This window comes from Hyalangium gracile (assembly GCF_020103725.1).
Lineage (GTDB): Bacteria > Myxococcota > Myxococcia > Myxococcales > Myxococcaceae > Hyalangium > Hyalangium gracile.
Genome location: NZ_JAHXBG010000019.1, coordinates 95779 through 116861, shown reverse-complemented (window position 1 = coordinate 116861; position 21083 = coordinate 95779). Strand labels below are relative to the sequence as shown.

General features: G+C 69.3%; 15 protein-coding genes. 6 read left to right on the top strand and 9 right to left on the bottom strand.

All coding sequences use genetic code 11. The features are described 5' to 3' along the window. The first annotated feature begins 4 nt into the window (after positions 1-4). Positions 5-1747, top strand: coding sequence for a histone deacetylase family protein (locus KY572_RS32295; RefSeq protein ID WP_224247493.1), 1743 nt, complete (start codon positions 5-7; stop codon positions 1745-1747). Positions 1748-1752: 5 nt separating this feature from the next. Here the strand turns inward: KY572_RS32295 and KY572_RS32290 are convergent, their stop codons facing one another. After that, positions 1753-2178: a hypothetical protein gene (locus KY572_RS32290; RefSeq protein ID WP_224247492.1), complete on the bottom strand. Its 426-nt coding sequence runs from the start codon at positions 2176-2178 to the stop codon at positions 1753-1755. Positions 2179-2230: 52 nt separating this feature from the next. Next, positions 2231-2515 carry a hypothetical protein gene (locus tag KY572_RS32285; RefSeq protein ID WP_224247491.1) on the bottom strand — a complete coding sequence of 95 codons (285 nt, stop codon included), beginning with the start codon at positions 2513-2515 and terminating at the stop codon, positions 2231-2233. Between the two features lie 694 nt (positions 2516-3209). Here KY572_RS32285 and KY572_RS32280 point away from each other — a divergent pair. Beyond that, a complete protein-coding gene (locus tag KY572_RS32280) occupies positions 3210-5699 on the top strand; it encodes an ATP-binding protein (RefSeq protein WP_224247490.1) in 2490 nt (829 codons plus the stop codon). Positions 5700-5706: 7 nt separating this feature from the next. Here KY572_RS32280 and KY572_RS32275 read toward each other — a convergent pair whose 3' ends face one another. The 3 genes from KY572_RS32275 to KY572_RS32265 form a co-directional block, all read right to left on the bottom strand. Next, positions 5707-6564 (bottom strand): hypothetical protein, encoded by an 858-nt coding sequence (locus KY572_RS32275; RefSeq protein WP_224247489.1) that lies wholly within the window; start codon positions 6562-6564, stop codon positions 5707-5709. A 128-nt stretch (positions 6565-6692) separates the two neighbouring features. Continuing rightward, positions 6693-8180 carry a serine/threonine-protein kinase gene (locus tag KY572_RS32270; RefSeq protein ID WP_224247488.1) on the bottom strand — a complete coding sequence of 496 codons (1488 nt, stop codon included), beginning with the start codon at positions 8178-8180 and terminating at the stop codon, positions 6693-6695. Between the two features lie 246 nt (positions 8181-8426). Further along, positions 8427-9521 (bottom strand): DNA ligase, encoded by a 1095-nt coding sequence (locus KY572_RS32265; RefSeq protein ID WP_224247487.1) that lies wholly within the window; start codon positions 9519-9521, stop codon positions 8427-8429. Positions 9522-9704: 183 nt separating this feature from the next. Between KY572_RS32265 and KY572_RS32260 the strand changes: the two genes are divergently transcribed. Next, positions 9705-10190, top strand: coding sequence for a gluconokinase (locus KY572_RS32260; protein WP_224247568.1), 486 nt, complete (start codon positions 9705-9707; stop codon positions 10188-10190). A gap of 22 nt (positions 10191-10212) precedes the next feature. On the opposite strand, the gene KY572_RS32255 is transcribed toward KY572_RS32260, so the two are convergent. The 3 genes from KY572_RS32255 to KY572_RS32245 all read right to left on the bottom strand — a co-directional run bounded on the left by KY572_RS32255 (position 10213) and on the right by KY572_RS32245 (position 13463). Further along, positions 10213-11247: a phosphotransferase gene (locus KY572_RS32255; RefSeq protein ID WP_224247486.1), complete on the bottom strand. Its 1035-nt coding sequence runs from the start codon at positions 11245-11247 to the stop codon at positions 10213-10215. A 68-nt stretch (positions 11248-11315) separates the two neighbouring features. Then, positions 11316-11942: a phenylalanine--tRNA ligase beta subunit-related protein gene (locus tag KY572_RS32250; protein ID WP_224247485.1), complete on the bottom strand. Its 627-nt coding sequence runs from the start codon at positions 11940-11942 to the stop codon at positions 11316-11318. 75 nt (positions 11943-12017) lie between these two features. Further along, positions 12018-13463, bottom strand: a complete 1446-nt coding sequence (locus KY572_RS32245; protein WP_224247484.1) for an aldehyde dehydrogenase family protein — start codon at positions 13461-13463, stop codon at positions 12018-12020. A gap of 280 nt (positions 13464-13743) precedes the next feature. Between KY572_RS32245 and KY572_RS32240 the strand changes: the two genes are divergently transcribed. Further along, entirely contained in the window at positions 13744-14217 is a 474-nt protein-coding gene (locus KY572_RS32240) for a DUF1801 domain-containing protein (protein WP_224247483.1), read from the top strand. A 182-nt stretch (positions 14218-14399) separates the two neighbouring features. Here the strand turns inward: KY572_RS32240 and KY572_RS32235 are convergent, their stop codons facing one another. Beyond that, the gene (locus KY572_RS32235) at positions 14400-14606 is read right to left on the bottom strand and encodes a hypothetical protein (RefSeq protein WP_224247482.1); all 207 of its coding nucleotides are present in this window, start codon (positions 14604-14606) and stop codon (positions 14400-14402) included. Between the two features lie 134 nt (positions 14607-14740). Here KY572_RS32235 and KY572_RS32230 point away from each other — a divergent pair, with 134 nt between their 5' ends. Then, complete coding sequence (locus tag KY572_RS32230; RefSeq protein ID WP_407660030.1) at positions 14741-19183, top strand: eIF2A-related protein; 4443 nt, start codon at positions 14741-14743, stop codon at positions 19181-19183. 210 nt (positions 19184-19393) lie between these two features. After that, on the top strand, positions 19394-20827 hold the full coding sequence (locus KY572_RS32225) for a serine/threonine protein kinase (RefSeq protein WP_224247480.1): 1434 nt from the start codon (positions 19394-19396) through the stop codon (positions 20825-20827). Positions 20828-21083: the final 256 nt, after the last annotated feature.

The window sequence follows — 21083 nt, the reverse complement described above, 5'->3', positions numbered from 1 at the left end:
GGCGATGAGAGGCTGGCTCGAGGAGTGGAGCGCACGGCTTCGCCCCGACCGGGCTCGGGTGCCCGTCTTCTACGACGAGTCCTACCGGCTGCCGTTCAGCGGCCTGGAGGTCTCCACCGGCATCGAGCCCCGCCGCGTGGACTTCACCACCTGGTACCTGCTGGAGACCGGCATCGTCCGCCCCACGGAGGTGCACCGCCCGCTGCCCGTCTCGTACGCGCAGCTCGCCCGCGTGCACCATGTGGCCTACCTGGAGTCGCTCGGGCGGCCGGAGGCGCTCGCGCGCATCTTCGGAGTGGACCCCTCGGATGTGCCCGTGGACACCCTGCTGGACTCGGTACGCCGCGTCTGCGGCGGCACGCTGGAGGCCACCCGGATGGCGCTCGCCCAGGGACGCCCGGTGGCCAACCTGGCCGGTGGCTTCCACCACGCCGCGCCGGACCACGGCGGGGGCTTCTGCGCCCTCAATGACATCGCCGTGGCGCTCGCGGCCGTGCGCGCGGATGGCTTCGACGGCAAGACGGTGGTGGTGGACCTGGACGCCCACCCGCCGGACGGCACCGCCGCCTGCTTCGCCGGGGACGCCAAGGTGTGGATTGGCTCGATCTCCGGGAGCAGCTGGGGCGCCCTGCCCGGCGTGGACGAGGTGCTGCTGCCGGAGGGGACCGGCGACGCGGAGTACCTCGCGATGCTGGAGGCGCTGCTGAATCGCATGCCCCGCGCGCAGCTGGCCTTCGTCATCGCTGGCGGAGACGTGCTGCGCGGAGATCGCTTCGGGCGGCTGGGGCTCTCGCTGGAGGGAGCCCGGCGGCGGGACCGCCTCGTGGCGCGAGCGCTCCGAGGCCTGCCGGCCGTGTGGCTGCCCGGGGGCGGCTACCACGAGGACTCCTGGAAGGTGTTCGCCGGCTCGATGCTGGTGCTGGGCGGGCGCGGGCACCGGCCCATCCAGGAGCGGTTCGATCCGCTGAGCGCCCGCTTCCAGCGCATCTCGCGGTTGCTGTCCCGAGAGGCCTCGTCCGACTGGGATTGGGAGCCCATCACCCTGGAGGACCTGGAGGGCTCGCTGGGGCACACCCTCCCGCCCCAGCCCCGGGTGCTGGGCTACTACACCGCGCAGTCGCTGGAGTACGCCCTCTACCGCTACGGGCTGCTGCCGCACCTGGAGCGCCTGGGCTACAGCCGGCTGCGGGTGGAGCTGGGCACCACGGGCGCGGGCGATCGCATCCAGCTCCTGGGGCAGGCGGACGGCCGCGAGCACCTGCTGGTGGACTGCATCCTGGAGCGTCGGTGCATCGGAGAGGAGCAATACCTCTTCGTCAACTGGCTCACCTTACGGCACCCTCACGCGCGCTTCAGCTCGTTGCGCCCCCAACTGCCGGGCCAGGAAGTGCCAGGATTGGGGTTGTCACGCGAAGCGGGGGAGATGCTCATGCTGATGGCGGAACGGCTGAAGCTGGATGGAGTGGCCTTCCGGCCCATGTGGTACCACCTGGCGGTGGTGGCTCGGGCGCGTTTCCGCTTCGTGGAGCCGGCGCGACAGGGACGCTTCGAGGCGCTGATGAGGGACCTGTCGCACGTGCCGCTGCTGGAGGCCACCCGCCTGGTGGCCGACGGGCACGTGCGGCTCAACGGCGAGCGCTACAGCTGGGAGGCCAGCGACATGGTGTCGCGCCGCGCCCCCGTGGTGGACGACGCGCCGGCCATCGCCCAGGAGCGCGAGCGCTGCCGCTTCACCGTCGACGGCTGACGGCCCTAGTGCACGGTGGCGAGGATGCGCCAGGTCTTCGTGTCGATGATGTAATTGGCGCCGACATCCAGGACAGGGCCGAGGCCCATCTCGCACGTTCCAGGGCGTGCCCAGATCTGCACGAAGACCACACCGTCGGCTCCGGGAGCCGCGTTCATGTCATATGACTCACGTTTGTAGAGGCACGCCTCTCGAGGTGTGGCGTTCCGGGGAGGTTGGAGATCCCAGGGGCGGAAGTCCTCCATGGCGAGCTGCATCGCCACGAACAGGGGGCCCGTGACGCTCACGCTCCCTTCGAGATCGAGAATCTCCTGGGGAAAGGTGACCCCCGTGGCTTCTTGCGGCGGGGCATGGACGGGCCGTGGCGGACGCCGGAAGAGCGCGCAGGCGGGAAGCAGGGCGCAGAGCATCGACAGCAGGAGACGCTTCATGAAGTTCCTCTGGCGCGGAGAGGGCCAGGGCCGCGCGCCGCGCCGAAGCGGTTCAATCGGTGACAAGGGTGACCCGCCCGCTGGCTTTGTTCTCAGGCTTGATGAGACCGATGAGCTTCCAGGTCTTCTCGCGGCGCTCGTACAGCTCGCCCGGGCGATCCTCCTTCACGTAGGGGACCAACTTCTGGACATGGCAGGCCGTGTCGAACTGGATGCGAACGGAGAACACCTGCGTCGCGGCGAGCAGGTCCGCCCGGCTCTCGATCATGGAGGAGGGAGTCCAGGGGTGACCATGGTAGTCCGCGAGCGTCTCCGAGGCCGCAGTACTCCTGGCCATGACTCCCGAAGCGCGCGCCAGGTAGCTCCATGACGGCGGGACAGAGCTGGTCGATCACCTCGTCGGGATCCTTCGAGGGCTGGATGGCCGCCCAGGGGCCACGCACCCAGACCTGTCCATCCTTGAGGCCATAGTTGACGTCCTCTCCCACCATCTCAGGGCCGCTGACGCACCCCAGCAGCCCTCCACACAGCAGCGTCAGCCCTCGGGGAAGCCGCATGGGGGCTCCTGGAATTCATTGAAATCCCTATTTAGGGAAATTAAAGATGAACTCCAGATCAGGCGCAATGCAAACCACACGTCGGGTAGGGCGCAACCTACCTGATGGGTCATGCGCCGTCACCCCATCCCAGCTCGTCACCCTGTGGAATGCTGTGAACTATCGGTGAATGGCGGGGTCGAGCGTCCGGAACTGGCGGGAATCCCAGCTGCCCGACCCGAGGGCCATGCACGGAGCTGAAGCCTTCCTCCAGGCTGACTGAAGCACTGTCGGGTGCAGTGCTTGGAGGGCTCGGTGCGTCACACGGATAGTGCGTGCTCATGCGGAGTGGAGTAGGGCCCCTGCGCGTGAGGCGGCGAGCGCCATGGAGCTCGAGGAGCGAGGCGCTGTCCCCAGTCCATGCGCTGGTGAGGACAGAGAGGAACCGTTTTGGTGGATGAGCGGGGACCAGGAGCGAAGCCGTCCGAGCCTCCGGTGAGAGCGCCGGAGCCGCTCCCGCGTGAGCCGCGGGCGGTAGTGGGCCGTGGCACCCCCGCCCAGGCGGAGCTCGAGGCGGACGCGCTGCGCTACCGCCTGCTGGCGCGGCACCTGAGCGCGGTGGCCTTCCAGCTCGACGCCCAAGGCTGCTTCACCCTGCTCGGGGCCTCCTGGCAACAGCTCACCGGGCTGACGGTGGCGGCCACGCTCGGCACGCCACTGGCGGAGGCCTTGCACCCCCTGGAGCGCGAGCACATCGCCCGGCGGGTGCGCTCCGTGGTGGCCCGAGAGCTGGACAGCTTCCGGGAGGAGGTGCGCGTGCTGACGCGCGCCGGTACCTGCTGGGTGGAGCTGTTCGCCGAGTCCTCTCCCGCCTCGCGGGGGGAGGTGGTGGGGCTCATCACGGACATCACCGAGCGCCGGCGCACCCAGCAGGCCGTCGCCACCCGGGAGCGCTGCCTGTCCGCCGTGGTGGAGGTGCAGCGCCGGCTGCTGGCGCACGATGCCGACAGCGACCTCTACCCCGTCCTCCTCGAGCCCCTGGGCCGTGCCGTCGGCGCCAGCCGCGCCTACATCCTCGAGACGCGCCACGACGAGCTGGAGCGGCTGCTCGTCACCTACAGGGCCGAGTGGTGCTTGCCCGGCGTCCCCTCGCAGCTCGGCCGGGCGGAGCTGAGGGACTTCCCCCTGGAGGCGCTGCTGCGGCCGGACCATGCGCTGCTGCTCAGCGCGGGCCAGCCCCTGCAGTTCCTGGCCTCCGAGTGTCCCCCGAAGCTGCAGGCGAACATGGCGGCCCGTGGAATCCGCGCCGTGCTGCTGCTGCCGCTGCGGATGCATGGGGAGCTGGTCGGCTTCCTGGGCTTCGACAACTGCGCGGAGGCTCGCCCGTGGGAGGAGGGGACGGCGAGCCTGCTGGCCGGCGCGGCGGGGGCGCTGTCGCTGGCGCTGGAGCAGAAGACCTCGGACGCCCTGCGCGCGCGCACCGAGGCCACGCTGCGCAGCACCGAGGCCGGCCTGCACCTGCTCATCGACGGCTTCCCGGATCCGGTGATGGTCCACGCGGAGAACCGCGTGCTCTACGTCAACCCGGCCACCGTGCGGTACCTGGGCCACGACGGGCCGGAGACGCTGCTGCGCCGCCCCGTGCTGATGATGGCGCGGGTGGAGGACCACCCGGCCATCCTCCGCCACATCGCCGAGGCCCTGCAGGGCGTGGCCGCGCGAGTGCAGGAGGTGACGCTGCTGCGCCGGGACGGGCAGGAGGTGGTGGCGGACCTCGTCACCCTGCGCGTCATGTTCGACGGCCGGCCCGCGCTGGTGACGCTGGCGCGCGACTTCACCGAGCGCCGGCAGATGCAGGCGCGGCTCATGTTCAGCGACCGCATGGCCTCCATGGGCACGCTGGCCGCCGGCATCGCGCACGAGCTGAACAACCCGCTCTCCTACGTCATCGCCAACCTGGACTTCGTCCACGGGGACATGCAGCCGGGGCCCGCCGCGGCCGAGCGCGTGGACGAGTGGCGCGAGGTGCTGGGCGACGCGCGCGAGGGCGCCGAGCGGGTGCGGCAGATCGTCCGCCAGCTCAAGTCCTTCTCGCGCGTAGACGAGGAGCGGCAGGAGCCGGTGGATCTGCACCGGGTGCTGGACTCGGTGGCGCAGATGGCCGCCAGCGAGGTGCGTCACCGGGCGCGGCTGGTGAAGGACTACGGCCCGCTGCCGCCCATCATCGGCAACGACGGCAAGCTCTTCCAGGTCTTCCTCAACATGGTCATCAACGCCGCGCACGCCATCCCCGAGGGGAAGGTGGACACCAGCGAGATACGCCTCGTCACCCGCACGGACGAGCAGGGCCAGGCCGTCGTGGAGGTGAGGGACACCGGCACCGGCATCCGCCCGGAGAACATGGCGCGCATCTTCGAGCCCTTCTTCACCACCAAGCCGCAGGGCGTGGGCACCGGGCTGGGGCTGGCCATCTGCCACTCGCTGGTGCGCGCGCACGGCGGGGACATCACCGTGGAGTCCACGGTGGGCAAGGGCACGACGTTCCGCGTGACGCTGCCGCCCGCCTCGGGCCCGTCCACCGCGGCTCCCACCCCCGCGCCCGTGCCGATAGCCGCGCCCACCCGCGTGCTCATCATCGACGACGAGCCGGCGGTGGCCGCCGCGCTCGGCCGGATGCTGGAAGGGCACACGGTGGAGATCGCCAACGGCGGCGTCGTGGGCATGGAGCGGCTGCTGCGCGAGCCGGGCTTCGACATCGTCTTCTGTGACTTGCTGATGCCGGTGCGCACGGGCATGGACATCCACGCGGAGGTCACCGCGCGCAACCCCGCCCTGGCCCACAAGTTCATCTTCATGACGGGCGGAGGCTTCACGCCCCGCGCGCGCGAGTTCCTCGCCAGCGGCCAGCACCGCGTGCTGGACAAGCCCTTCACCAAGGAAGACGTGCAGCGCCTGATGATCGAGGTGCTCTCGCGCGGCCGCTAGCCGCGCCTCAGGAGCAGGTGCCCGTGGAGCCGCAGGTGTTCCTGCACTTCGCGCACTCCACGCCGTTGCGCCCGCACGCGTCCTTGCTGTTGCCGGGCGCGCAGAGGTTGCCGAAGCAGCACCCGCCGCACGAGCTCGGGTTGCAGACGCACTTGCCCCCCACGCACGTCTGGCCGAAGCCGCACGCCGGCCCGTTGCCGCACTTGCACTGGCCATTGGTGCACTGGTCCGAGAAGGCGGGATCGCACGCGGGCCCCTGCCCGCAGGAACAGACGCCCTGGGGGCCGCAGGAGTCCGCCGTCTTTCGCTCACACGTCACGCAGGCGATGCCGCCCGAGCCACAGGTGTTGAAGGTGGAGGTGGTGCAGACGTTGTTCATGCAGCACCCGCTGGCGCAGTTGGGGCAGAAGCCTCCATCCGGAGTGCCTCCGTCGGGCACTCCGCCGTCCGGAGTGGGCGCAGGCTCCAGCCGCACGGTGACATCCACCTCGTCACCCTCCTGGATGCGCACCTCGCTGGTGCCGACCGCGATCCGCGCGCCCTGGCGCAGCCCCTCCACGCTCAGCTTCGCCTCCGCGTCGTCCGGCGCCGCGGACAGGAGCACGCGGAACGTGTCGCCGTTGGTGAGCAGCCGCTCGGGCTCCTCCGGCAGCACGTGGGGGCCGAAGCCATCCCCCTCCACGGTGCCCGTGACGAGGAGCTGATCCATCTGCAGCGAGGGAGGGAAGTCGATGGTGACGTAGAGCGCCGTCCCGATGGAGTCCCGGCACGCGCCGACCGCCACGCCGAGCGCCAGCAATCCGAGCCCGCAGAGGCTCCAGGCCCGGAGAGGAGCCCGGGCCTCCTTGCGTTTCCTGTGTCCCATGAAGCCTCCACGCTACCCGAGGCGCCCACATCCGCTCCGGGGGGCTCGGACCCGAGTACCACCCTCGGAGTTGAGAAGCGGACGTTTGAAGCGCGTCGATGGGCGGCGGGCGACAGTGGCCCGGCTCGCTAGAGGACGCAGTCCTGGGCGACGGGCGCGGGCGTGGGGGGCAGCACGCGCGCGGGGCGCAGCTGGCGCAGGTGCTCGCGCAGCCTGGCCGAAGGGTTGACGAACTGCAGCCCCACGCCCGGCGACATGCCCCACGTCTGTGCCTGCGCCGAGTCCACGTGCCGGACCACCTCGCCCACGCACTCCACGGCCTCGCCGCCCAGCATCAGCGTGAACGCCAGCTGGGTGAAGAGCTGGGGGAAGGGCTCCGAGCAGCACATGAAGAGCCCGCCGCGGCTCAGCTCCGTGCACTGCACCACCACCTCACCGGCACCGCTGCGGCGGCGCACCCGCGCCTCCCACGTCTGGGGCGCCTGGACATCCGAGCGCGGCAGGTGCGCGCGGGGAGCGCGCAGGGACACCGTGGGAGCCGGCACCGGCGTGCTGGCGCGCAGGGCCTCGGGCACGGGCGAGGGCGCTGGCGTGGCCCGGGGCCGCGCGGTGGCGGTGGTCGCCGCCTCCAGGGCCTGCTTGAACTCGAGCGCGTGGGCGAAGCGATCGGCCGGGCAGCGTGCCATCGCGCGCAGCACCGCCTCCGAGAAGGCCTGGGGGATGCGCGGGTTGAGCAGGTGCGGCGGCACCGGGCCCGGGGCCGTGGGAGACAGGACGATCTCCGCCACTTGGCCGCGCGGATAGGGCAGCCGCCCGGTGGCCATCAGGTACGCCGTCACCCCGAGCGCATAGATGTCCGCGCGCCCATCCACCGGCTGCCCCGTCCACTGCTCCGGCGCCATGTACGCCGGCGTGCCGAGCACCGTGCCCACCGCCGTGAGCCGCGTGTTCATCGAGTCGCGCGCCTTGGCCACGCCGAAGTCCAGCACCTTGAGCGAGGGCCGCTGCGAGCCCTCGCGCCGCACCACGAAGAGGTTGTCCGGCTTCAAGTCCCGGTGCACCACGCCCGCGGAGTGCGCGGCCTCCAGCGCCTCGCACGCCTGCGCCAGCAGGTGCGTGAGCAGGCCCGGCTCCAGCGGGCGGGGCAGCTGCGACAGCGGCTCTCCCTCCAGGTACTCCATGACGAAGTAGTGGAGGCCGCCGGGCGCCTCGTTGATGTCGAAGATGCGGACGATGTTGGGGTGGCCCACCACGTTCACCGTCTTCGCCTCGGCGTAGAAGCGCGCGAGCAGGCCGGCGTCCTGGCTCAGGTGCGGGTGCAGCACCTTGAGCGCCACCCGCGCGCCGATGCGCGTCTGCTCCGCCTGGTACACCGTCCCCATGCCTCCCGAGCCCAGCCGTCGCAGCACGCGGTAGTACCCGAGCGTCCTGCCCACCAGGTCCACGGCGGGCGCCGGCTCTCGCGAGGGCGCAGCCGCGGCGGGAGGGGCCGGAGGCGGCGATGGAGTCCGCGCCTGGGCGGGGTCCACGACGGTGACCTCGCCCGAGAGGCTCCAGTGCACGTTTCCGCACAGCACATCGTCGGTGTGTTCGGAGAGACAGAGCTCGCAGCGCATGGGGCTTGGGAACCTGGAAAAGGGGGATCTACCCTTTGCCCTGCAAGACATGTGCACCGTCCCGGAACGCACGGATCGTCGAACCCGTGCGGACGGGAGGGCTCACCCCTCGGGGATTCGGGGCGTTGCGATGACTCGCAGCGCACAGGTCCACCCTGTCACCGGAGGTGAGACTCCATTTCGTTCAATGGAGGTCCGTCATTTTTTCCACCTCTTGAGAGAGATGGAGCAACAAGGCGCGATGCGTCAGGAGCGCTTGCGCTGGGCCTGGGGCTCCCAGGGCTCCGCGTCGATGCGCACGCCCACATACGAGGGGAAGCGCGGCACGCCGTCGTTGGAGAGCTCCTGGTAGCGGAAGGTGATGATGCTGCCGAGGGGCGGCGGGTTGCCGCGCTCGGCGTCGGACAGGCCGGTGCCCACGGAGAAGCGGGTGCCGTTGCGCAGCTCCACCTCGAGCGCGCCCAGGCGGCCCTTGTGGCGGCCCGCGCCGGGCTGGTGGCCGATGACGCGCGCCTCGTCGTCGTGGAAGCTCTTCACCTTGAGCAGCGTGTACGAGCGGCCCACCTCGTAGCGAGAGCCCGGCTGACGCAGCATCAGCCCCTCGCCCCCGAGCCCCTCCACGCGCGCCAGCTCCGAGCGCAGGTGCTGCACGCCCTGGCAGGGCTCATGCGGCAGCCACTCGGCGTAGGACGGCGCCACGTCGTCCACGAACTGCTGGACGTGGGCGATGCGGTCCTCGAAGGGCGCGTCCAGGGAAGGCGCGTCGAAGATGACGAAGGCCAGCTCCTTCCAGTCGTCGCTCTGGTCCTGCCGGCGGACGATGCTCACCGTGCGCTGGAACTTCTTGCGGCCGCCGAACAGCTCTCCGTCGAGCGGGTAGTCCGGAAGCTGCTCGGTGAACCAGTCCGGCGCATAGAAGGGGTTGCCCTGGCGCGAGAGGAAGCGCGTCCCATCCCAGTAGGCGCGCACGCCGTCGAGCTTCTCGCTCATCCACCAGCCGGTGAGGTCCGTGTCGTTCTCCCAGGAGTGGGCCAGCAGCACCGGCGGGGCCTTGCCGTCGCTCGAGGCGGAGCTGGCGCGCTTGCTGGTGGCAACCCGGTTGGTGGGGCTGTTGGGAGCGCTGGCCGCCGCGCGGGAGGCCGCCGCGCCGAGGCGGGCGTTCTCGGCGTCGTCACCACGGACCTTGCGCAGGTGCTTGCAGGTGCGGCGCTCGATGGGCTCGGACTGGTTGCGCCACGCGGGGCACGAGCACGAGTACACACCACCGGTGTTCTTCAGGATGTACGGCTTGGCGCCCGAGCCTTTGACTTCGACCTGTCCGCCATTCGGGATATCGGCCACGAGTTTTTGACCCCTCACAACGCCGCGAGTCCCTCGCGGCGACGAACCGAATCGTATCCGGCGGGTCTGACGTGGACGGAGGACCCTGGAGGACGGGTGAACGGTAGCCATCCTCGGGGGTAGCGGCGGGAGGCGAGATGCCGCACCATGGGTGAAGACGACGCAGGTCCGGGAGCATGGCGCGTGGTGATCATCATCATGGGAGTGGCTGGCGCGGGGAAGACGACGATCGGCCGGCGGCTGGCTCAGTCGCTGGGCTGGCGCTTCCTGGAGGGGGATGACTTCCACCCGCAGGTGAACGTGGCGAAGATGGCGGCGGGGATTCCCCTGACGGATGAGGACCGTACGCCCTGGCTCCTGCGGCTGCAGGAGCTCATCACCGAGGCGCTGTCGCGAGGCGAGGATGCGGTGCTGGCCTGCTCCGCGCTGAAGCGGAGCTACCGCGCGCTGCTCACGGTCGACCCGACGCGGGTGCGGTGGGTGTACCTGTGGGCGCCGCGAGAGGTGATCGCGGACCGGCTGGCGCATCGCGCGGGCCACTTCATGCCGCTGGGTCTGCTCGGCAGTCAGTTCGAGGCGCTGGAGGTGCCGCAGGAGGCGCTCCAGGTGGATGTGACGCCGGGGCCCGACGAGGTGGTCGCGGCGATCCGCTCCGGGCTGGGCCTGTAGCCTCGGAGGCGCTGCCCGGGCCTCACCAGAACGCGGGCCAGACGAAGGGCTTCACGGTCCAGCGCTCGCGCAGGCGCGTCTCCAGCGAGCGAAGGGTGCGGGAGAGCGCGGGGACGGGGTCGAGGGGCTCCAGCAGCAGCCGGTAGCGCTCGAGGTGGCGCAGCAGCGCGTCGCGCTCGGTGAAGCCGGGCGCCCACTCGCGGTCCCGCTCCAGGGCCTTGGGGGAGATCCACTGGAAGAGGTTGACGGTGCGCGCGGCGACCACCACGGCGCGCGCGTGGAAGTATTCCGAGTCCACCTGCGCCGAGTAGCAGGCCTGGCTCAGGCCGGTGCGATAGATGGTGTCCGCGCGGGCGATGAGCTCGTCCGGCAGCGGCACCGAGATCAGCCACATCAGCGCGTCGTACAGGGCGTGGCGCATGCCCGAGTACTCGAAGTCCAGCAGGTGGGGCCCGTCGCGCGTGAGGAGCGTGTTGCTCGGTGCCATGTCTCCGTGCGTGAAGGCGAGGAAGGGCCCGGGGTCGGCGAGCTCGCGCGCGAGCAGCTCCAGGTCCGTCTGGGTGCCGGGAGCCTCCTCGGCGCCGACCTCGGCCACCCACCGCCGCAGCCGGCCGGCGTTGTCCAGCAGGTAGCGGGCGTTCTCGATGCGTGCCCGCTCGTGGCGAGGCTCGATGGCCTGGCGGACGGCGTCATAGTCCGCCTGCGCGCTCAGGGTGCGGATGTGCATCAGGGCCGTGAGCCGCACGATGGCCAGCAGCGCTCCGCTGGCCATGCGCTCGTCCTGGCCCTGGAAGAGGCTCTCGAGGGTGTGGCCCCGGCCCAGGTCCTCCATGACGAAGAGACGCGCCTCCTCGCTGCCGGCGAGGAAGCGGGGGCCGATGCGCAGGCCTCGCTGCTGGAGGAACACGAGGCCGGCCCAGTCGTCCAGGCCGAGGACTGGATCGTCCCGGAAGTGCTTGAGCACGACGTTCGGCACGTTGCCGCCACCGACGACCCGGGCTCGGACGACGACGCTGCGCGACTCGGTGCGGAGCACCTCTGGAGCGGTGAGCAGCACCGGGCGACCCCAGGCCGCGGAGAGGGCCCGGGCGCCGTCGGCGAGCAGCAGCTCCAGGTCCGGCGAGCTCAGGGAAGCCGCTCCACGGTGGTGCCTAGCCGCTCGAGCAGCTCGCGGTACCAGGCGAAGGCGCGCGCGGTCCTGTCCCCCAGCGCCTTGGCGCCCCAGAGGATGGTGAGGGTGCGGCGGGTGTCCGCGTTCGTCTTCGTGCGCTGCGCGTCCTTCACGGCGTTGGCGCACGGGCCTTCGGCGTCGAAGAGGCACAGCAGCCCCGCCACGTCGATGGTCTGCCCGGAGGCGTTGAAGACGTACTGCGCGCCCTCGGGGGCGATGCCCACGCGGAAGGGCGCCCTGGCGCGGTCCAGGTCCACCACGCTGATGGGCAGGCCGCTGTGGAGCGAGACGGCGTTGCACGCGTCCACCGCGGCGTTGATGGAGCCCAGCGAGCCATCTCCCGCCGCGCGCACGAGGTACTCCGAGGCGGGCTTGCCCCGACCGGTGGGCTTGTAGCCGCCGTGGCGGAGCAGGTCTCTCACGACGCCGCGCACGGCGTCATCGCTCGAGAGGGGCGCGGGGGCGTCCGGCTTCAGGAGCGCCTGGAGCCAGTCGGGAGAGGGGAGGGAGGACAGCGGCCCTGGCAGGGTGGTGGTGAAGGCCAGGGCGTCCAGCAGGGGGTGTGGGTCGATGGTCAGCACGGAGGGCACTCCATGGCGCGATCCGGCGGGTTGCGTGAGCGTTCCGTGGCACCCGCCGCCTCGGGTGCTCCAGGGCTACTCGAAGAGCTTGCTCGCGAGTCGGGCCAGCTGCTTCGCCTTGCCCGTGTACGGCGGGAAGAAGAACTGCGCCAGCGACGCGCGCCCCTGGCGCAGCACGGCGCGGGCGTGGCTCAGCTCCCGGAAGCCCACCTCGCCGTGGTAGGCGCCGACGCCACTCTGGCCCACGCCGCCGAAGGGGAGGGCGGGGTTCACGAAGTGGAGCACCACGTTGTTGACCACCGTGCCGCCCGCGGACGTCTGCCGCAGCAGCCGCTCCACCGTGTCCTCGTCCTGGCTGAAGATGTACATGGCCAGGGGCTTGCCGCCCGCGCGGATGGTCTCCACCACGGTCTCGAGCTGCTCGTAGCGCAGCACGGGCAGCACGGGGCCGAAGATCTCCTCCTCCATCACCGGAGCTTCCGTCGAGACGTCCGCCAGCACAGTGGGCGCGATGTAGCGGCTGTCCAAGTCCACCACGCCGCCGGCCACCACCCGGCCGCCCGATGCCACCGTCCGGTCGAGCAGGCGGCACACGCGCGAGAAGGCCGAGTCATCCACCAGGCGGCACAGGTCGGGGCTCGCCCGCCGCGCCTCCTCCGTCTTTCCGTAGAAGCGCTCCAGCGCCTCCTTCGTGGCGGCGAGGAACGCCTCCTCGCGCGAGGCGTGCACGAAGACGTAGTCCGGCGCGATGCAGGTCTGTCCGGCGTTGAGGAACTTGCCCCAGATGACGCGCTCGGCGGCCGCCTTCACGTCCGCCGTGGCATCCACCACCACGGGGGACTTGCCGCCCAGCTCCAGCGTCACGCCGGCCAGGTGTCGCGCCGCCGCGGCCATGACCTTCTGGCCCACGCGTGGCCCGCCGGTGAAGAAGAAGTGATCGAAGGGCAGCTGGAGCAGGGCCTCGCCCACGTCGGGGCCGCCCTGGATGACGGCCACCTCGGCGGGGTCGAATGTGTCGCGTACGAGCTCGTCGAGGAAGGCGGCGGTGTGCGGCGTCTTCTCGCTGGGCTTGAGCATGACGCAGTTGCCGGCGGCCACCGCCGTGAGCAGCGGGGCGATGGCCAGGGCGAAGGGGTAGTTCCACGGGGCAACGACGAGCACGACGCCCTTGGGCTCGTAGCGCACCTCGCTGGTGGTGCCCGCGAGCAGCAGGGGCGTCTCCATGCGCCGCGGCTTCATCCACGACTTCAGGTGCTTCAGGGTGTGCGCCAGCTCCATGAGGACGGGCAGCACCTCGGTGCTCTCGGCCTCGGCCTGGGGCTTGCGGAAGTCGGCGTAGAGGGCGTCGGCGAGGGCCTGTCGGCGGGCGAGGATGTTGGCCTTGAGTCGCTCCAGCCGCGCGAGCCGCTCCCTGGCGGTCGTCTGGGCCTGCTCCCAGCGACGTGCCTGCAGGCGCGAGAAGGCTTCCTGCAGCGGACGCTGCGCTCCCGACACTTCGTCCGTGGTCCTCACGAGGCGCATGGCCAGCTCTCCTGTTCGGGCCCCCTCAACGCGGCGAGGGGCCCCCGTCTTCCCGTGCGAGCAGCCTACTTGAGCCAACGACTCGGGAGGACGGCAAGTCCCTTCCGTCGGCTCCCGTCCTCCTTTGGAAGAAAACCGCGCGTGAGGGGCCGCCCATCGTGTGGCGGAGGGAGGATGTTGTCCTGGCGCACGCCCGGGAGCAGGGGGGGCAGCGGCTCAGGCCAGCCCCTCTCGAAAAAATGCTAGAGGGGGAATCCCCAACCCTTCGGAAGGAGCGCGCGTGGCCGAGTCCAAGACGAAGAAGAAGGCTGAGCCCAAGGCGAAGAAGAAGGCCGAGCTCAAGACGAAGAAGACGGAGGCCAGCGTCGAGGATTTTCTGGCTGAGGTCGCCCCCGAGAAGAAGCGGCAGGATGCGATCGCCCTGTGCGAGCTGATGAAGAAGGTGACGAAGCTCGAGCCGAAGATGTGGGGCTCCAGCATCGTGGGGTTCGGGACCTACCACTACACGTACGACAGTGGCCACGAGGGCGACATGTGCCTCGTGGGGTTCTCGCCGCGAAAGGCGAACCTTACGCTCTACATCATGCCGGGCTTCGAGGATTACAAAGAGCTCCTCGGCAAGCTGGGCAAGCACAAGACGGGCAAGGGGTGCCTCTACATCAACACGCTCGATGACGTGGATGTCCCGACCTTGAGCAAGATCATCAAGAACACGGTCACGGACATGAAGAAGCGCTACCCCTCAGGGGCGTGAGCCGCCCTGTTCACGTCGAGCCGTCGTCAGGCTCCGAGGCGCGCTCCGCGAGGAGCGTCAGCGGGATGGGAACGGGCGAAGCTTGTGGTTGCCGACCTCTCGCTCGAAGGACGGCCGCTCCACCACCGACCACGATGAACTCTACTCCCGCCCCGACCAGCGCTTCGATCAGCACCCGGAGATCAGCCTGCCTTGGGTGAGCGCTGAACCTGGAACCTGTGGAGTGCCTCGGAGGCACGGCTGGCGGCGGAGAGTCGCTCCAGGGGAGACAGGCTCCGAGCCCACTCCAGCAGCGTGCGGTCCACCTCGTCCGAGGCGGCCACCAGGAGCGGATCGAGCGCCGCGATGCGGGCTCTCAGTCGAACGAACTCCTCCTGAGTGAACTTCATGTCCTCATCATAGTGCGTGTGGGGGAACTGGCATCCCATACGGTGAAGCCGTGGGAGGATGAAATCATCAAGAAATCGTCAAAATCGTTATATCCCCTCTTGCTTGTCCCCGGGTTTCGGGTACTTTGCTCTCCATGCTCGCGAACACCCCCCTCTACGGTGAAGCCCTGCGTGCGGCCGCTGGCCCCCTGCGGGAGGAACTCGGCAAGTCGGACCGGGAACGGCTCGACAAGTTGCTGGGGCTCGCCGTCACGGAGCGCATCCGGCTGTCCGACTGCCTCAAGGTGCTCTTCCCGGGCGAGGAGGTTCGCAAGGCGCAGACGGCCCTGACCTCCTTTCGCAAGCGGCTCAACGATGCTTCGCAGGGAGAGGGGCGAGCCGATCTCGGGCTCCGCTTCCACGTGGACATGAAGAAGAAGAACCCGCCGGAGGAGCGCTCCTGCTGGTTCACCGGGCCGGATCCCGCCGTGAAGCAGGCGGAGCGGTACTCCGACCAGGTGACGGCCGACATCGAGGGCAAGCCGTTGGTGCCCGCCCAGGGGATTGCGACCACCGGGACGGCCATGGCCTCGGGAAAGCAAGCCGTCCGCTTCTTCGTCTCCTACGCCCACGACAACAGGTTGCTCGTCGAGGCGCTCGTGAAGGAACTGAGCACCCACTTCGCTGCCTCGGCTCGCTATGTGCTCATCCCCTGGATCGACCGTGACATCCTGCTGGGCGAGCGCTGGAAGGAGAGCATCGAGAAGGCCATCAAGGCTTGCGACTTCGGACTGATGTTGATCAGTCCGGCCTTCTTCGCGAGCAAGTTCATCGGGGAGAAGGAACTGCCCCACTTCGTGGGAGCGCCGGACAACCCGAAGATCAAGCCCGTCCTCCCCGTGGGGCTGGTGCAGGTGTCGTTCGACAGGCATGACCTGAAGGGGCTCGGAGAACACCAGGTCTTCTTGTTCCAGAGCGATCGGACCCAGGGGCGCTACTATGACCAGATGCCGGCGGGCGCCAGGCGCCGCGAGTTCGTCTACAAGCTCTACCTAGCCATCGAGAAGCGCCTTGACGCCTTCTTCGGTTCTCCTCCTCCCTCCTGGCCGCCCTCGGCGCCGCGGGGGACCGACGCAGGCACTGCGGATGCGCTTGCAGCGCATGTCCCGGTGCCGGAAGAGACTGACCACTTCCAGCGCACCCGGGGCCATAGGATCGCCTTGGGGGAACTCGAGCGGATCGCGGCTGGAAGGTCCGATTCCTCAGCTCACGTCCAGGCACGTGACGCGCTCGAGGAACTCGAGTCCTGGGCCAGCAATCCCGACTCATCGCCGTTCTTCGCGTTGCTTGGGGAGTATGGCATCGGCAAGACCACCACCCTGAAGCAGTTCACACGCCACCTGCTCAAGGAACGCAGGGCCAGACCGAGTCTCCCGCTCCCTATCTACGTGGATCTCCGTGACTACGTCAGTGAGGCCCACGACAAGGAGAGCGTCCCCACCATCGAGCAGCTCCTCTCCGGGGTGATCCAGCGGAGCTGGGAGGTGCGAGACCGCACCATCACTGCCCAGGACGTGCTGCGGCTCGTTCAGGAGGAAGGCGCGTTCATCCTCTTCGATGGTCTGGACGAGAAGATCGTCCATCTTCCACCCGACCGCGCCCGCGCCTTCATCCGTACGCTGTGGGCCGTGCTGCCGGATGCCGCGAGGAGCAGAGACACCCTGCCCACTGGAAAACGCCGGGGCAAGCTCCTCGTCTCCTGCCGATCCCACTACTTCCCCGATGTGTGGAGCCAGAACTCGATGCTCGTGGGCGAGGACCGCGAGGGCTTCGATCGCAAGCAGTTTCCGGCCCTCTGCCTCCTGCCGTTCACGGAGGAGCAGATCCGAGACTACCTGGCGGATTTTCTCGGCAGCGACCCTGAGCGTGGGGCTGAAGCGTTCGAGGTCATTGCCTCGATCCACAATCTCCGGGATCTCGCGGAGCGGCCCTACCTGCTCACCCTCATCAGTGGCCACCTTGGTGAACTGGAGGAACTCCGGGCTCGGGGCGAGAAGGTGAATGCCGCGCGGCTGTATGAGCTCGTCGTCCGCTCCTGGCTGAATCGGGATGACGGGAAGCACCAGATCGAGGCTGGCCACAAGCGTCGGCTCATGGAAGAGCTCGCTGCGGCACTCTGGCGGGATGGGACAAAGCAGTGGGACGTAGATCGGCTTGAGTCATGGCTCGACGAGTATCTCGCCGCGAGTCCCAGCCTCACCGAGATCTACAAGAACAAGGACCGCACGGTCCTGAAGGAGGATCTACGCACTGCCACCTTCGTCCTGCGGCCCACCACGGAGGAGAAGCATTTCCGCTTCGCCCATACGTCGCTGCAGGAGTACTTCCTCGCCGCCCATCTCGAGCGTGCTCTGATTGAGGGTAAGGTGGACCGTTGGGACCTTCCAATGGTCTCTCGGGAGACGTTGGACTTCCTTGGTCAGATCTTGGCCCTTGAGCCCCAACTCACGGTGGCCCTGCGCGCGATGGAGTCCATTCTCGGCGGAGAGAACCTCCGCGCCGCCGTGCTCGCGTTTGCCTACTGGGTGAACGCTCTCCGCCAGGGGGCTCCAGTGCCCGCTCCCACCAGGGTGAAGCTGGCCGGAGCGAACCTGGATGAATGGCACATCTGCGGTGGCGGACCAACCCAGCCGCTGAACCTACGCAGGGCCGACCTCTCCACCGTGCGCCTCAACCGCGCGCGGCTCGAGCATGTGGAGCTTGGGGACGCGGATCTCACATCGATGAGAGCCCGACAAGCGCTGTTCTTGAACGTAAGAGCATCTCGTGCGCGAGCTCAAGGGGCTGACCTCCGAGGGCTCAAGTGGAGGGAGGGATCGTTGGTAGGCGCGGATCTACGAGGGGCGCAGGTTGACGGCTGCCAGTGGATCTGGGTGAGCCTCACGGGGGCCATTTTGCCGGAAGGCTGGGAACGCCACGCCACTCATGTCAAGGACCGCCAGGAGAGTCCCCTGGCGCAGGCCAGTACTGTGAGTTTGGTACCCTCGAGTGGACATTCCAGCAGGGTTACCGCCTGCGCGTGGAGTCCGGACGGCCAGCGCGTCCTCTCGGGCTCCGATGACAGAGCCATGAAGGTGTGGGACGCCGCGTCCGGAGAATGCCTGCTCACCCTCTCCGGACATGGCGGCCCGGTCAACGCCTGCGCGTGGAGTCCGGACGGCCAGTGCGTCCTCTCGGGCTCCAGTGACAGAGCCATGAAGGTGTGGGACGCCGCGTCCGGAGAGTGCCTGCTCACCCTCTCCGGACATGGCGGAGAGGTCAACGCGTGCGCGTGGAGTCCGGACGGCCAGCGCGTCCTCTCGGGCTCCGATGACGGAGCCATGAAGGTGTGGGACGCCGCGTCCGGAGAATGCCTGCTTACCCTCTCCGGACATGGCGCTTGGGTTGATACATGCGCGTGGAGTCCGGACGGCCAGCGCGTCCTCTCGGGAGCCTGGGACGGGGCCATAAAAGTGTGGGACGCCGCGTCCGGAGAATGCCTGCTCACCCTCTCTGGACATGGCGGCCGGGTCACCGCGTGCGCGTGGAGTCCGGATAGCCAGCGCGTCCTCTCGGGAGCCTGGGACAGAGCCATGAAGGTGTGGGACGCCGCGTCCGGAGAATGCCTGCTCACCCTCTCCGGACATAGCGGCTCGGTCAACGCGTGCGCGTGGAGTCCGGACGGCCAGCGCGTCCTCTCGGGCTCCAGCGACAGAGCCATGAAGGTGTGGGACGCCGCGTCCGGAGAGTGCCTGCTCACCCTCTCCGGACATGGCGGCCCGATCACCGCGTGCGCGTGGAGTCCGGACGGCCAGCGCGTCCTCTCGGGGGGCCGGGACGGAGCCATGAAGGTGTGGGACGCCGCGTCCGGAGAATGCCTGCTCACCCTCTCCAGACATTTCGGCTCGGTCACCGCATGCGCGTGGAGTCCGGACGGCCAGCGCGTCCTCTCGGGCTCCGGTGACGGAGCCATGAAGGTGTGGGACGCCGCGTCCGGAGAATGCCTGCTTACCCTCTTCGGAGTTGGCGCTTGGGTTAGTGCGTGCGCGTGGAGTCCGGACAGCCAGCGCGTCCTCTCGGGGGGCCGGGACAGAGCCATGAAGGTGTGGGACGCCGCGTCCGGAGAATGCCTGCTCACCCTCTCCGGACATGGCGGTCCGGTCAACGCGTGCGCGTGGAGTCCGGACGGCCAGCGCGTCCTCTCGGGAGCCTGGGACGGAGCCTTGAAGGTGTGGGACGCCGTGTCCGGAGAGCGTCTGCTCACCCTCTCCGGACATGGCGGTCCGGTCAACGCGTGCGCGTGGAGTCCGGACGGCCACCGTGTCATCTCGGGCTCCGATGACGGAGCCATGAAGGTGTGGGACGTCGCCTCAGGCCAATGTCTTTGGTCTGGCCTCCAACTTCCGGAAGGACAGACCGCGTCTATCGACGGAGGCCACGGGCGCATCCTCCATGCTTCCGCCGAAGCCTGGCGTTGGCTGGGCTGGCGCTGGACAGATCCCGCCACCAGCCAACTCCGTATCCTTCCGGCCGAGACCTTCGGCTCTCTCGCCGCCTGAAGTCCAGCGACAGTGGGGCCGCCGCCTCAATCCTGGACGCGGTTCTGGCCGTTGAGGACGATGCTGGTGCTCTTGCCCAGCGGAGAGGAGAGCCCACTCCGCGCCTTCCAAGAGGTCCCCTGCCAGTTGCGTCTCGCTGACGTGGGCCTACTTGTGGAGTAGGGTATGCGTGAGTGCGGGAGCAGACCCCTCCACCTTCGCGAGGCCCCGATGCAGAGCGCGTTCGATTCCACTCCGCCCCCGGCATTGCTCCTCCCAGGCACGGTGGTGGGGGGCTGGCGTGTGGTGGCCTGGGCGGGCCGTGGCGTCCATGGTGCCGTCTACCGTGCGGTGCCGGTGGACGTCGCGGATGCTCCTCCCGTCGCGCTCAAGCTGGCCGTCTTCCCGAAGGACCCTCGCTTCCCGCGCGAGGTGGAGCTGCTCTCTCGCACGCGCCACCCAAGTGTCCCGCGCCTGGTGGAATCCGGGACGTGGCAGGACTCCGATGGCTCGAGCTACCCCTATGTCGCGATGGAGTGGGTGGAGGGCGTGCCCCTGTATGAGTGGGTTCGGGAGTGGCCACTCACCTCGCAGCAGGTGCTCGAGATGCTGGCCCAGCTCGCGGGGGCGCTCGCGGCGCTTCATTCCTACGGTGCCATTCACCGCGACGTGAAGGGGGGCAATGTCCTGGTGCGGCTCGCGGATGGTCGGGCCATGCTCACCGACTTCGGCACGGGGCTCTTTCCGGGCACTGCCACGCTCACTCCGCCCACCGTTCAGCCGGGCACTCCGGCCTACCGCTCTCCGGAGGCGATGCTGTTCGAGGTGCGCTTCTTTCGCGACGAGACGGCCCGGTATCTCGCCGGGCCGGCGGATGATGTGTATGCGCTGGGAGTGACGGCTTGCCGGCTCGTCACCGGCGAGTACCCGGACTTCGCCGTGCCCTGGAGGGATGAGCAGGGCACCTGGCACCTGGATGCGGTGCTTCCCCCTGCCTCGTTGCGCCGAGTGGAGCCACGGCTGCGCGACCTCATCCTGCGCATGCTCTCGGTGCGCCCCGAGCAGCGCGGAACCGCGGCGCAGCTCGCCGAGGCGCTGGAGCAGGCCGCGCGCTCTTCCCCGGAGCGCCGACTGCCGGTCCCTGTGGAGGTACCAGCCGAAGCACAAGCGCCTGTTCCCAAGGAGTCAGCTCCCGCTCGACCCCGCGAGAGCGTGCGGCCCTGGCTCTCGGCGGCAGCGGTGTTCCTGGCGCTGACGGCGTGGGTGTCGTGGCTCGCTTCCGATGAGCCTGTGGAGGAGCCCGGCGCCTCGCGAGTGGAGGTCCTGGAGGCGGGGCCGCAGGACGCAGGTACCGCAGGGCTTGGCGAGGCTGCGGCGGCCACGTCCATGGAGGAAGCTCCCGACTCTCCTGTTCCGCAGATGATGACCGAGGAGGCTCTGCCCGAACCTCTGCCGGGGCAGGCGGTGCCCGATGCGAAGGGACGATGCCCGCACAAGCAGCAGGTAGCGCTCAACGGGGGCTGCTGGGTGCTGGAGGTACGGGGGCTCGAAGAGTGTGAAGCGCTGAGCGGACAGCTGATCAAGGGCACCTGCTACATTCCCATCCTCCCGCGTGGGCGTACGCGCGTACCGACCTCCGGCCCCACGGAGAAATCCGCGCCGTAGTAGGTTCTGCTGGCATGGGCAGAGCTGAGAGCCCTCGTGTCCGCGACATCAGGGCACGCCCGCTTCGCAAAGACATACCACCGTGGTGGTACGGCCTTGGGTGACGACCTCTCATACCTTGCGCCGACACCTATGGCGCTCCTGACGGTGTGAGGTTGGCTGGCATGTCTTCTTCTGACGACAATGGGTTCTTCAACAAAGCCAGGACACTCACACCCCTCCAGTCAGGGCCACGGTGTGTCACAGGGGTTGTCCC

What these genes read in the sequence shown, in the direction of transcription:
- KY572_RS32225 (WP_224247480.1), top strand. Translation starts at nt 19,394, where the DNA reads ATGCAGAGCGCGTTCGATTCCACTCCGCCCCCGGCATTGCTCCTCCCA.
- KY572_RS32235 (WP_224247482.1), bottom strand. Translation starts at nt 14,606, where the DNA reads ATGAAGTTCACTCAGGAGGAGTTCGTTCGACTGAGAGCCCGCATCGCG.
- KY572_RS32295 (WP_224247493.1), top strand. Translation starts at nt 5, where the DNA reads ATGAGAGGCTGGCTCGAGGAGTGGAGCGCACGGCTTCGCCCCGACCGG.
- KY572_RS32285 (WP_224247491.1), bottom strand. Translation starts at nt 2,515, where the DNA reads ATGGCCAGGAGTACTGCGGCCTCGGAGACGCTCGCGGACTACCATGGT.
- KY572_RS32245 (WP_224247484.1), bottom strand. Translation starts at nt 13,463, where the DNA reads ATGCGCCTCGTGAGGACCACGGACGAAGTGTCGGGAGCGCAGCGTCCG.
- KY572_RS32230 (WP_407660030.1), top strand. Translation starts at nt 14,741, where the DNA reads ATGCTCGCGAACACCCCCCTCTACGGTGAAGCCCTGCGTGCGGCCGCT.
- KY572_RS32275 (WP_224247489.1), bottom strand. Translation starts at nt 6,564, where the DNA reads ATGGGACACAGGAAACGCAAGGAGGCCCGGGCTCCTCTCCGGGCCTGG.
- KY572_RS32290 (WP_224247492.1), bottom strand. Translation starts at nt 2,178, where the DNA reads ATGAAGCGTCTCCTGCTGTCGATGCTCTGCGCCCTGCTTCCCGCCTGC.
- KY572_RS32270 (WP_224247488.1), bottom strand. Translation starts at nt 8,180, where the DNA reads ATGCGCTGCGAGCTCTGTCTCTCCGAACACACCGACGATGTGCTGTGC.